Source organism: Pseudomonas sp. NFPP02, from assembly GCF_900119355.1.
Taxonomy (GTDB): domain Bacteria; phylum Pseudomonadota; class Gammaproteobacteria; order Pseudomonadales; family Pseudomonadaceae; genus Aquipseudomonas; species Aquipseudomonas paracarnis.
Window position 1 is genome coordinate 308977 of the sequence record NZ_FPJI01000005.1, and the last position, 12066, is coordinate 321042.

Consider the following 12066-nt stretch of genomic DNA (forward strand, 5'->3'; position numbering starts at 1 on the left):
GGATATCCGCGATATCTGATCCGGTTCTGCAGCTCACAAGGCCGCTAGAACTATAAAAAATACAACAGTAAGAGTGGAGCACTATGAATAAGGCTACTAAGCAGATTTCCAAACTGTTTGCCGCTATGGTCCTGGCTGGGGTTGCCGGCCATTCGTTCGCAGCCGACACCATCAAGATCGGCATCGCCGGTCCCAAGACCGGTCCGGTGACGCAATACGGCGACATGCAATTCATGGGTGCCAAGCAAGCCATCAAAGACATCAACGCCAAGGGCGGCGTAGACGGCAAGATGCTTGAGGCCAAGGAATACGACGACGCTTGCGATCCAAAACAAGCCGTGGCCGTTGCCAACAAAGTGGTCAATGATGGCGTCAAGTTCGTCGTCGGCCACCTCTGCTCCAGCTCCACTCAGCCAGCATCGGATATCTATGAAGACGAAGGCGTCATCATGATCACCCCCGCTGCCACCAGCCCTGAAATCACTTCCCGTGGCTACAAGCTGATTTTCCGTACCATCGGCCTGGACAGCGCGCAAGGCCCAGCGGCCGGCAACTACATCGCCGACCACGTGAAACCGAAAATCGTTGCCGTGCTGCACGACAAGCAGCAATACGGTGAAGGTATCGCCAGCGCCGTGAAGAAGACCCTTGAAGAAAAAGGCACCAAGGTTGCCGTCTTCGAAGGCCTGAACGCCGGTGACAAAGACTTCTCCTCGATCATCCAGAAACTCAAGCAAGCCAACGTCGACTTCGTCTACTACGGCGGTTACCACCCTGAGCTGGGCCTGATCCTGCGCCAAGCCAAGGAAAAAGGCCTGAACGCCAAGTTCATGGGCCCAGAGGGCGTGGGTAACGACTCCATCTCGCAAATCGCCCAGGGCGCTTCCGAAGGCCTGCTGGTGACCCTGCCGAAATCCTTCGACACCGACCCTGCCAACAAAGCCATCGTTGAAGAGTTCGCCAAGAACAAACAGGACCCAACCGGTCCGTTCGTATTCCCGGCGTACTCGGCAGTTGAAGTCATCGCCGGCGGTATCGCTGCCGCGAAGAGCGAAGACACCGCCAAAGTGGCCGAGGCCATCCACGCGGGTACCTTCAAGACCCCTACCGGCGATCTGAGCTTCGACGCCAAGGGCGACCTGAAGGACTTCAAGTTCGTGGTCTACGAATGGCACTTCGGTAAACCAAAAACCGAAGTTTCCCCTCAGTAAGCCAGGCGTTACTGGTCAACAAGCCCACTGTGCAAGCAGTGGGCTTTGTTTTACGAGGTTTATGGGCCATGTCACCCGCGATCCGGGCGCTGGCTCACCTGAAAATCTTAAAACCGTCACCAGCGGTTCGCTGGCAAACGCTTCGTGCAACCTGGTCACAGAACAGGGCACCGAGCCGGAAATGACTCCACCAGTGAAATGCGTATCGGGTTTTTAGGAGCGCTGTAATGCCTGAGATCTATCATTTTTTCCAACAGCTGGTTAATGGCCTGACCATTGGCAGCACCTATGCCTTGATAGCCATTGGCTACACAATGGTTTACGGCATCATTGGAATGATCAACTTCGCCCATGGCGAGGTGTACATGATTGGTTCCTACGTGGCCTTTATCGCCCTTGCCGGGCTGGCCATGATGGGGATCCACTCCCTGCCGCTGTTGATGACCGCTGCGTTCCTGGCATCGATCATCGTGACCAGTGCCTATGGCTACAGCATCGAGCGGGTTGCCTACCGTCCCCTGCGGGGCAGCAACCGTTTGATCCCGCTGATTTCCGCGATCGGCATGTCGATTTTCCTGCAGAACACCGTATTGCTGTCCCAGGACTCCAAGGACAAGTCCATTCCCAACCTGATTCCGGGGAGCATCTCCTTCGGCCCGGGTGGCGCACAAGAAGTGCTGATTTCGTACATGCAGATTCTGGTTTTCGTGGTCACCCTGGTGGCCATGCTGGGCCTGACGCTGTTCATCTCCCGCTCCCGTCTGGGGCGCGCCTGCCGGGCCTGCGCCGAAGACATCAAGATGGCCAACCTGCTGGGCATCAACACCAACAACATCATCGCCCTGACCTTCGTCATTGGTGCTGCGCTGGCGGCCGTGGCGGCCGTGTTGCTGAGCATGCAATACGGCGTGATCAACCCCAACGCCGGCTTCCTGGTGGGCCTCAAGGCCTTTACCGCTGCGGTATTGGGCGGCATCGGCAGCATTCCGGGCGCCATGCTCGGCGGGCTGGTGCTGGGTGTGGCCGAAGCCTTTGGCGCCGATATCTTCGGTGACCAGTACAAGGATGTCGTCGCGTTCGGCCTGTTGGTTCTGGTGTTGTTGTTCCGTCCGACCGGCATCCTGGGCCGTCCGGAGGTTGAGAAAGTATGAGCAGATATCTTAAATCGGCGTTTTTCAGCGCCTTGCTGGTGTGGGCCGTGGCCTTCCCGGTACTCGGCCTCAAGCTGAGCATTGTCGGCATCAACCTGGAGGTGCACGGCACCGGGCCTGTGACCCTGACCGTCATCGCCCTGTGTTCGGTGCTGATGTTCCTGCGTGTACTGTTCACCCAGCAGGTCGGTGCCTTGTTCAAGGGCAACCGTGGCCCGTTGGTGTCGCCCAAGGTCAGCCAATTTCTGACCCTGCCGCGCACCCAGCGCTACATCATCATCGGGTTGATCATCGCGGCGCTGATCTGGCCGTTCTTCGGCTCGCGCGGCGCGGTCGACATTGCCACGCTGATCCTGATCTACGTGTTGCTGGGCCTGGGCCTGAACATCGTGGTGGGCCTGGCAGGCCTGCTCGACCTGGGTTATGTGGGCTTCTACGCCGTGGGTGCCTATACCTACGCGCTGCTCTCGCATTACCTGGGCTGGAGCTTCTGGATCTGCCTGCCATTGGCGGGTATGGCGGCGGCCACGTTCGGCTTCCTGCTGGGCTTCCCGGTGCTGCGCCTGCGCGGTGACTACCTGGCCATCGTGACCCTGGGCTTCGGCGAAATCATTCGCCTGTTCCTGCGTAACCTCACCGATATCACCGGTGGCCCCAACGGTATCAGCAGCATTCCCAAGCCGACGTTCTTCGGGCTGTCGTTCGACCGCACCGCCGCCGAAGGCATGCAGACCTTCCACGAGTACTTCGGGATTGCCTACAACCCGGTGAGCAAAGTGGTGTTCCTGTACCTGGTCGCACTGTTGCTGGCATTGGCGGCCTTGTTCGTGATCAACCGCCTGCTGCGCATGCCCATCGGCCGTGCGTGGGAAGCACTGCGCGAAGATGAAATCGCCTGCCGTGCCCTGGGCCTGAACCCGACCATCATCAAGCTTTCCGCATTCACCCTGGGCGCTGCATTCGCCGGTTTTGCCGGCAGCTTCTTCGCCGCTCGCCAAGGCCTGGTGACGCCGGAATCGTTCACCTTTATCGAGTCGGCGATCATTCTCGCCATCGTGGTACTGGGTGGCATGGGCTCGCAACTGGGCGTGATCCTGGCGGCCATCGTGATGATCCTGCTGCCGGAAATGATGCGTGAGTTCAGCGAATACCGCATGTTGATGTTCGGCGCCATGATGGTGCTGATGATGATCTGGCGCCCTCAAGGCCTGCTGCCCATGCAACGTCCACACATGGAGCTGCGCAAATGAGCCGCGAGATCCTGAAAGTCGAAAACCTGAGCATGCGCTTCGGCGGTTTGCTGGCGGTCAATGGCGTGGCCCTGACCGTCAAAGAGAAACAAGTGGTAGCGCTGATCGGCCCCAACGGCGCCGGCAAGACCACGGTGTTCAACTGCCTCACCGGTTTCTACAAGCCGAGCGGTGGCAGCATCCTGCTGGACGGCCAACCCATACAGGGCCTGGCCGGCCACGAAATCGCCCGCAAAGGCGTGGTGCGTACCTTCCAGAACGTGCGGTTGTTCAAGGACATGACGGCGGTCGAGAACCTGTTGATCGCCCAGCACCGTCACTTGAACACCAACTTCTTCGCTGGCCTGTTCAAGACCCCGGCGTTCCGCAAGAGCGAACGCGAGGCCATGGAATACGCGGCGTACTGGCTGGACAAGGTCAACCTGACCGAGTTCGCCAACCGCCCGGCAGGCACCCTCGCCTACGGCCAGCAACGTCGCCTGGAAATCGCCCGCTGCATGATGACCCGCCCGCGCATCCTGATGCTCGACGAACCTGCCGCGGGCCTGAACCCCAAGGAAACCGAAGACCTCAAGGCGCTGATCAGTGTGCTGCGTGAGGAAAACAACGCCACGGTGCTGTTGATCGAACACGACATGAAACTGGTCATGAGCATCTCCGACCATATCGTGGTGATCAACCAGGGCACGCCGCTGGCCAACGGGACGCCGGAGCAGATCCGCGACAATCCTGAAGTGATCAAAGCCTACTTGGGGGAAGCGTAAAATGCTGCAATTCGAAAACGTTTCCACTTTCTACGGCAAGATCCAGGCCCTGCACAGCGTCAATGTGGAAGTGCGCCAGGGTGAGATTGTCACCCTGATCGGCGCCAACGGTGCCGGCAAATCGACCTTGCTGATGACCTTGTGCGGTTCGCCGCAAGCCTACAGTGGCAGCATCCGCTACATGGGTGAAGAACTGGTGGGCAAGCACTCCGCCGAGATCATGCGCAAGAGCATTGCGGTGGTGCCCGAAGGCCGTCGGGTGTTCTCGCGCCTGACCGTGGAAGAGAACCTGGCCATGGGTGGGTTCTTCACCGACAAGGGCGATTACCAGGAGCAGATGGACAAGGTGCTGCACCTGTTCCCCCGTCTCAAGGAACGCTTCAGCCAGCGCGGCGGCACCATGTCCGGCGGCGAGCAGCAAATGCTTGCCATCGGCCGGGCGCTGATGAGCAAGCCCAAGCTGTTGTTGCTGGACGAGCCTTCCCTGGGCCTGGCACCGATCATCATCCAGCAGATCTTCGACATCATCGAACAGCTGCGCAAGGACGGTGTGACGGTGTTTTTGGTGGAGCAGAACGCCAACCAGGCGCTGAAAATCGCTGACCGTGCCTATGTGCTGGAGAATGGCCGGGTGGTGATGCAGGGTACGGGTGAGCAATTGCTGACCGATCCGAAGGTGCGGGAGGCCTACCTCGGCGGCTAAGAAAGAGTGAGTTCCAAATGGGAGTTGGCTTGTGTGGGAGCTGGCTTGCCTGCGATGGCATCACCCCGGTGTATCTGAAGAACCGAGGCGTTTGCATCGCGGGCAAGCCCGACTCCCACATTTGCTTTGTATAAGTCATTAAACAGGTGTTGTTTGCAGTTTTTTTCGATGGCTTTGTAACGAATTCCCTCCCCCTTTCTCTAGTGGTGCATGCAGGCAATCAAGCCTGCGCATTCAACCACTGCTGGAGACACACCATGACCACCAAACTGTCCGCCGCCACCCTCGTTCTGGCCCTTGGTTCTGCCCTGAGCCTGTCCGCCCTGACCACCACCGCCCACGCGGCCGACGACATGCAGAAATGCTTCGGCGTGGCTGAAGCCGGCAAGAATGACTGCGCCGCGGGCGCCGGTACGTCCTGCGCTGGCACCTCCAAAACCAAAGACCAGGCCAATGCCTGGAAGCTGGTACCCGCCGGCACTTGCACCAAGACCCCAAGCACCACCTCGCCGACCGGTTTTGGCCAGGAAGCGGCCTTCACCGCCAAATCCTGAACCCCGCGCAGCCTGAGTACTGATGATGACGCCTACAGCCCAACACGCGGTCTCACCGGCTCAGGTGCCCGGCCTCCCCTATCGGGCCGGGCTGGGGCTCAAGACCGAGCACTTCAGCGAGGTGCTCGAGACCCGCCCCGACATCGGTTTTTTCGAAGTACACGCCGAAAACTACATGGTGGCCGGCGGCCCGTTTCATCACTACCTGGGGTTGATTCGTGCGCAGTACCCCCTGTCACTGCACGGCGTCGGCCTGTCCATCGGCGGCGAAGCCCCCTTGGATCGCGAGCACCTGGCACGCCTGGCCACGCTGATCGAACGCTATCAACCCCAGTCTTTTTCCGAACACCTGGCCTGGTCCAGCCACGGCCCGGTGTTTCTCAACGACCTGCTGCCCCTGGCCTACGATGCCTGCACCCTGGAGCGGGTATGCGAACACGTGGATCAGGTACAGAGCGCGCTCAAGCGGCCGATGCTGTTGGAAAACCCCTCCACTTACCTGCAGTTCCAGCGCTCTACCCTGGACGAAACCGACTTCATCAGCCAGATAGTCCGCCGTACCGGTTGCGGCCTGCTGCTCGACGTCAACAACGTCTACGTGTCCTGCATCAATCATCAGCGCGACCCGCTGACCTACATCGATGCCTTGCCATTGCACGCAGTGGGTGAGATTCATCTGGCCGGTTTTGCCGAAGACACCGACAGCCTGGGCGACCGCCTGCTGATTGATGACCACGGCGCGCCGATCGATAACGCCGTGTGGCAGCTTTACGCACAGGTACTGGCGCGGACCGGAGCGGTGGCGACGCTGATTGAGCGGGATAACCAGGTGCCCGCGTTCAGCGTGTTGCAAGCAGAGGCCCGGCAGGCCGAATGGTATTTGTCGCAGGTGGCCCGATGAGCATTCAGCAAACATTCGCCGAGGCTTTACTGGCCCCGCAAGCAACCTGCCCCGAGGGCGTATTCAGCAGCAACGGTGCTGAGCCGGCGAGCCGCTTTGCGGTGTATCGAAACAATGTCCATAGCGCTTTGATCAATGCTTTGGCAGCCGCCTACCCGGTGGCGCGGCAACTGGTCGGCGATGAGTTTTTCCGCGCCATGGCCGGCCTGTATGCCCAGGCCCACCCGCCCACCAGCCCCTTGATCAGTGAGTACGGCGGCACGTTCGCTGACTTTATCCAGGGTTTCGAACCAGCCTGGAGCGTGCCCTACCTGGCCGATGTCGCCCGGCTGGAACGCTTGAGGGTCCGCGCTTATCACGCGGCGGATTGCCAGGTTCTGGATCAGCACAGCGTACTTCGGCAACTGCAAGGTTGCGCGCAACTGGGGCAACTGCGTGTACGACTGCATCCATCACTTGCCACGCTGGAATCTTCCTACGCGGTGGTATCGGTTTGGGCGGCGCACCAGGCCGACGGGGCCATCGCCAGCTTGAACCCCTGGCATGCCCAAGGCGGGCTGGTCTTGCGCCAAGGGTTGGTGGTCAAGGTATTCGCCATCGACCGCGGGTCTGTGACCTTTATCAACCGACTCAACCAAGGCGCAGGGCTGGAAATGGCCATAGCTGATGCCCTGAAAGCCTCTGACGAATTCGATTTGCACCTATGTCTCACGCTATTGATCAGCCACGACGCCATCACCCATTTGCATCTGCAACCAGAGGTATCGCCATGAACTTTCCCGCTCCCTGCCTGGTAAAACGAACCGTGGCACTGTTTGAAAAAATCCCCTACAGCCTGATCGCCTTTATCGCGCGCTTCTCCATTGCGGCGGTGTTCTGGAAGTCTGGCCAGACCAAGGTCGAAGGCTTTGCCATTGACCTGATCAGCGGCACCTTCCAATGGGGTGAGCCCAAACTCGCCGCCTCGACCCTCTTTTTGTTTCGCAGCGAATACCAATTGCCTCTGCTGTCGCCAGAGGTGGCCGCGCACCTGGCAACCTTTGCCGAGCACTTTTTTCCGGTATTGATTCTGCTGGGGTTCGCCACGCGCTTCTCGGCCCTGGCCTTGATAGGCATGACCTTGACCATCCAGCTGTTCGTCTACCCTGACGCCTACCCCACTCACGGCACCTGGCTTGCGCTGTTATTGTTGTTGCTTGCCAAAGGCCCCGGGTGCCTGTCCATCGACCACCTGATTGCCCGTCGTTATCGCTGAAGCCGATCCAGCGCTTCGCCGCTGCGCTTGAACCAGTCCACCAGGTAGTCGGCCAACACCTGGGTACGCCGAGGCAAACCGCCCTGGTAGGGATGCACCAAGTACATCGGCATGCTGCGTGTCTGATAATAGCGCAGCAGCCAGCGCAATCGGCCGTCAGCCAGCTCCGTGGGTAGAACGTAGGACGGCAGGCGGGCAATACCGGCGCCGACCAACGCTGCTTTTTTCAACAGGTTGTAGTGGTTGGAGGCGAAGGTGCCGCTCACCTTTACCCGCAGCAATTCGTGTTGCTGGTGGTACAACCACTCCTCGCGGCCACTGTAATGACTGTTGAGCAAACAGCTGTGCGCCGCCAGGTCCGCTGGGGTCTGCGGCTCGCCATGCTGTTCCAGATAAGCCGGGCTGGCGCAGGTCATCTCATGCCAGGCCAGCAAAGGTTTAGCCACCAAGCGTTCATGTTCGATGGCGCCCGACCGTACCCCCAAGTCAAAACCATCCCGTGCCAAGTCTCGGTAGTTGTTATTGAGCTCCAGCTCGATCTGCACCTGCGGGTATTGCTTGGAGAACTCCATCAGCAAGCCATCGAAGAAGGTTTCACCCAACGACACTGGAACGGTCATACGCACAGGGCCAGCCAAATCATCTTTGAGCCGCGCCAATGCCTGGCGGGCGCGTTCCACCTGCACCACCAATGCTTGTGCCTGGGGCAGCAACGCCGCGCCGGCAGCAGTCAGGCTCAGCTTGCGCGTGGTGCGGTGCAGCAAAACCACGGCAAACTGCGCTTCCAACTGGCTGATGCGCTTGGACAACTGCCCTTTGCTGCAGCCCAATTGTGTGGCCGCCACGGTGAAACTGCCGGCTTCGATCAGCACGGCGAACGCCGCCAGGTCATCCATTTCGCTCATGGACTGTTTCCATTTGAAAACCAAAGGTTGCCTATTAGCACGTTTATCCAATTAAAAAGCCACACTAGACTGAACGCAAATCCCAACCCCTGTAGGAGCGAGCTTGCTCGCGAAGAACGTCAACGATCACGCGGTAAGCCTGACTACACGCCGGCGACCTTGAGTTTTTCGCGAGCACGCTTGCCCCTGCAGGAAATCAGCCCCAGAGGAACAGCACGATGAAAATCCTATTGATCGGTGCCAGCGGCACCATCGGTTCAGCGGTCAAGGCGGAACTGGCCCAGCGCCACGAAGTGATCAGCATCGGCCGCACCAGCGGTGACTTCCAGGTGGATATCAGCGATAGCGCCTCGATCCGTAAGCTGTTCGAGCAGACCGGTAAGTTCGACGCCCTGATCTGCGCGGCAGGCAGCGTCAACTTCGTGCCCCTGGCAGACATGAACGACAGCGATTTCGAACTGGGCCTGCGTGACAAGCTGATGGGCCAGGTCAACCTGCTGTTGATCGGCCGTGAGTACGCCAACGACGGTGCTTCGTTCACGTTCACCAGCGGCATCCTGAACCGTGATCCGATCCGTACCGGCGCTTCGGCGGCCTTGGTCAACGGTGCTCTGGACGCCTTCGTCAAAGCGGCGGCCATTGAATTGCCTCGCGGCCTGCGTATCAACTCGGTCAGCCCGACTGTGCTACTGGAAGCCATGGGCAGCTATGCCCCTTATTTCCGTGGCTACAAACCTGCCCCCGCCGCCGATGTGGCGCTGGCTTACGCAAAAAGCGTCGAGGGCCTACAAACTGGTCAGACCTTTATCGTGGGATGAGGGTGAGTACTGTAAGAAACGCCTGAAGCTGGCAAGCGGGCTTGTGATGCACGGCCAGCCTGCGTAACGTGGCGGCACTTGCCTGGAGACCCGATAATGCGCGCCGCCCGTACCCTCGTCCTGTTTGCCTTGCTTCCTGTATTCGCCGCCTGCCAATTGTTCGAAAGCGAGCCGGCCAAGCCATCGACTGTCGGGCTGACCCGTATGCAGGGTGAGTTGACCGCGGTGGACGGCAAACTGCTGTTCCAGCCGTGCGGCGACCAGCGTAGCTACGTGGTCAACGACACCGGCGGCACCAGCGTCCTGCAGGAAGCCGCCTCGCTGGCCGGCCAGCAGGGCAAGCTGTTTGCCGACCTGCGCGGCAAGTTTTCCGGGGTCGCCAGCGGCACCCAGGGTTCAGTGGACCTGCAACAGCTGTATCGCGTCGAACGCTCGACTTCAGCGTGCTCCGACCCGGACTTCAAGCGCATGATACTGCGGGCCAACGGCCATAAACCCGCCTGGGCAATGAATGTCACGGCCAAGGGTATGGTGCTGGAACGCGAAGGCCATCCACCTTTGGCAGTACCCTACGTCGAGGAACAACTGGGCGACGGCCGCTTCAATCTGATGACTGAAGCCAACAACCAGCACATCGAACTGTGGGTGGCGCCCCAGCGCTGCGTCGACAGTGTGAGCGGCAGCCTGCAACACATGAGCGCCGAGTTGCGCGTGAACGGCCAGGTGCAGCGTGGTTGCGCAGCATTCGGCGGCTCGCGGGACGACTGATTAGGCCCTGTGCTGTTTTAACCTGACGGAAACTTGCCATTGGGGCTTATAATCGCCGGTTTGCAAAACAGCCGGCCTCCTTGCCCGCCGCCTACCGGATCCTGTCATGTTACGAATCACCGAACTCAAGCTGCCCATCGACCATCCCGAAGAAGACCTGCGCACTGCCATCGTGCAGCGCCTGGGCATCGCCAGTGATGACCTGCTCGATTTCACCCTGTTCAAGCGCAGCTACGATGCGCGTAAAAAGACCTCTGAGCTGTGCTTCATCTACACCGTCGACCTGAACGTGAAGGGTGAAGCCGCGCTGCTGCTCAAGTTTGCCGACGACCGCAACGTCAACCCGGCACCGGATGTCAGCTACAAGGTGGTGGGCCAGGCGCCGGAAGGCCTGGCTGAGCGGCCAATCGTGGTGGGCTTCGGTCCCTGCGGGATCTTCGCCGGGCTGCTGCTGGCACAGATGGGCTTCAAGCCGATCATCCTCGAGCGCGGCAAGGAAGTGCGCCAACGCACCAAGGACACCTGGGGCCTGTGGCGCAAAAGCGTGCTCAACCCCGAGTCCAACGTGCAATTCGGTGAAGGCGGCGCAGGCACCTTCTCCGACGGCAAGCTGTACAGCCAGATCAAGGACCCGAAATTCCACGGTCGCAAAGTGCTGCACGAGTTCGTCAAGGCCGGCGCGCCGGAAGAAATTCTCTACGTCAGCAAGCCCCACATCGGCACCTTCCGCCTGACCGGCGTGGTGGAAAACATGCGCGAGCAGATCATCGCCCTGGGCGGTGAAGTACGCTTCGAGCAGCGGGTCACCGACGTGTTGATCGAAGACGGCCAGTTGAACGGCGTGGTCATCGACGGCGGCGAGCAGATCCTCTCCAAGCACGTGATTCTTGCCCTGGGCCACAGCGCCCGGGACACCTTCCGCATGCTCCACGACCGTGGCGTGTACATGGAAGCCAAGCCGTTCTCGGTGGGTTTCCGTATCGAACACCCACAGTCGCTGATCGACGCCGCACGCCTGGGTAAATACGCCGGCCACCCGAAGCTGGGTGCTGCGGACTACAAGCTGGTGCACCACGCCAAGAACGGCCGTTCGGTTTACAGCTTCTGCATGTGCCCGGGCGGCACCGTCGTGGCTGCGACCTCGGAGCCCCATCGCGTCGTGACCAACGGCATGAGCCAATACTCGCGTAACGAGCGCAATGCCAACTCTGGCATCGTGGTAGGCATTACCCCCGAGGTGGATTACCCGGGTGGCCCGCTGGCCGGTATCGAGTTGCAGGAGCGCCTGGAGTCCCACGCCTACATCCTCGGCGGCAGCAACTACGAGGCCCCGGCGCAACTGGTGGGCGACTTCATCGCCGGCAAACCCTCCACCGCCCTGGGCAGTGTGGAGCCGTCCTACAAACCCGGAGTGTCGCTGGGTGACCTGGCCCTGGCCCTGCCGGACTTCGCCATCGAAGCCATCCGCGAAGCCTTGCCGGCGTTTGAGAAACAGATCAAAGGTTACTCGCTGCACGATGCGGTGCTGACCGGCATCGAGACCCGCACCTCGTCACCACTGCGCATTACCCGCAACGAGTCAATGCAGAGCCTGAACGTCAAAGGCTTGTTCCCGGCTGGAGAAGGCGCGGGGTATGCCGGTGGGATTCTGTCGGCGGGTGTCGACGGGATTCGGATCGCCGAGGCGTTGGCGCGGGATATGCTCGGCATCCACGGTTGAAGCTTCGAGTTGTAAGCTTCAAGCCACAAGCTAAAAACAGGTATGCATCCTGCTTTTCTTGTAGCT

The 12066-nt window shown here is 60.2% G+C and carries 13 protein-coding genes; 12 read left to right on the forward strand and 1 reads right to left on the reverse strand.

All coding sequences use genetic code 11. The features are described from left to right. Positions 1–83 precede the first annotated feature (83 nt). The 9 genes from BT204_RS11590 to BT204_RS11630 all read left to right on the forward strand — a co-directional run bounded on the left by BT204_RS11590 (position 84) and on the right by BT204_RS11630 (position 7789). Positions 84–1211 (forward strand): branched-chain amino acid ABC transporter substrate-binding protein, encoded by a 1128-nt coding sequence (locus BT204_RS11590; RefSeq protein ID WP_003193533.1) that lies wholly within the window; start codon positions 84–86, stop codon positions 1209–1211. 227 nt (positions 1212–1438) lie between these two features. Then, positions 1439–2362 (forward strand): high-affinity branched-chain amino acid ABC transporter permease LivH, encoded by a 924-nt coding sequence (gene livH / locus BT204_RS11595; RefSeq protein ID WP_003193535.1) that lies wholly within the window; start codon positions 1439–1441, stop codon positions 2360–2362. Beyond that, positions 2359–3612, forward strand: a complete 1254-nt coding sequence (locus BT204_RS11600; protein ID WP_034125955.1) for a high-affinity branched-chain amino acid ABC transporter permease LivM — start codon at positions 2359–2361, stop codon at positions 3610–3612. The genes livH and BT204_RS11600 overlap by 4 nt, the downstream gene beginning before the upstream one ends. Further along, entirely contained in the window at positions 3609–4376 is a 768-nt protein-coding gene (gene livG / locus BT204_RS11605) for a high-affinity branched-chain amino acid ABC transporter ATP-binding protein LivG (protein ID WP_003193538.1), read from the forward strand. Before BT204_RS11600 ends, livG begins: the two co-directional genes overlap by 4 nt. A gap of 1 nt (position 4377) precedes the next feature. Further along, positions 4378–5079 (forward strand): ABC transporter ATP-binding protein, encoded by a 702-nt coding sequence (locus tag BT204_RS11610; protein WP_003193540.1) that lies wholly within the window; start codon positions 4378–4380, stop codon positions 5077–5079. Positions 5080–5336: 257 nt separating this feature from the next. Then, positions 5337–5633 carry a BufA1 family periplasmic bufferin-type metallophore gene (locus BT204_RS11615; RefSeq protein ID WP_034125953.1) on the forward strand — a complete coding sequence of 99 codons (297 nt, stop codon included), beginning with the start codon at positions 5337–5339 and terminating at the stop codon, positions 5631–5633. A 22-nt stretch (positions 5634–5655) separates the two neighbouring features. Continuing rightward, a complete protein-coding gene (locus BT204_RS11620; RefSeq protein ID WP_072446875.1) occupies positions 5656–6534 on the forward strand; it encodes an MNIO family bufferin maturase in 879 nt (292 codons plus the stop codon). Further along, positions 6531–7307 carry an HvfC/BufC N-terminal domain-containing protein gene (locus BT204_RS11625; protein ID WP_072446877.1) on the forward strand — a complete coding sequence of 259 codons (777 nt, stop codon included), beginning with the start codon at positions 6531–6533 and terminating at the stop codon, positions 7305–7307. The genes BT204_RS11620 and BT204_RS11625 overlap by 4 nt, the downstream gene beginning before the upstream one ends. Next, positions 7304–7789, forward strand: a complete 486-nt coding sequence (locus BT204_RS11630; RefSeq protein WP_034125950.1) for a DoxX family protein — start codon at positions 7304–7306, stop codon at positions 7787–7789. The genes BT204_RS11625 and BT204_RS11630 overlap by 4 nt, the downstream gene beginning before the upstream one ends. Here the strand turns inward: BT204_RS11630 and BT204_RS11635 are convergent. Then, positions 7780–8694, reverse strand: a complete 915-nt coding sequence (locus BT204_RS11635) for a LysR family transcriptional regulator (protein ID WP_072446878.1) — start codon at positions 8692–8694, stop codon at positions 7780–7782. The genes BT204_RS11630 and BT204_RS11635 overlap by 10 nt on opposite strands. 218 nt (positions 8695–8912) lie before the next feature. On the opposite strand from BT204_RS11635, the gene BT204_RS11640 reads away from it, so the two are divergent. From BT204_RS11640 to BT204_RS11650, 3 genes are all read left to right on the forward strand, one after another. Further along, entirely contained in the window at positions 8913–9512 is a 600-nt protein-coding gene (locus BT204_RS11640) for a short chain dehydrogenase (protein ID WP_034125948.1), read from the forward strand. Between the two features lie 96 nt (positions 9513–9608). Then, positions 9609–10280 (forward strand): COG3650 family protein, encoded by a 672-nt coding sequence (locus BT204_RS11645; RefSeq protein WP_034125947.1) that lies wholly within the window; start codon positions 9609–9611, stop codon positions 10278–10280. A 106-nt stretch (positions 10281–10386) separates the two neighbouring features. Beyond that, positions 10387–12000 carry an NAD(P)/FAD-dependent oxidoreductase gene (locus tag BT204_RS11650; protein WP_034125946.1) on the forward strand — a complete coding sequence of 538 codons (1614 nt, stop codon included), beginning with the start codon at positions 10387–10389 and terminating at the stop codon, positions 11998–12000. Positions 12001–12066 lie beyond the last annotated feature (66 nt).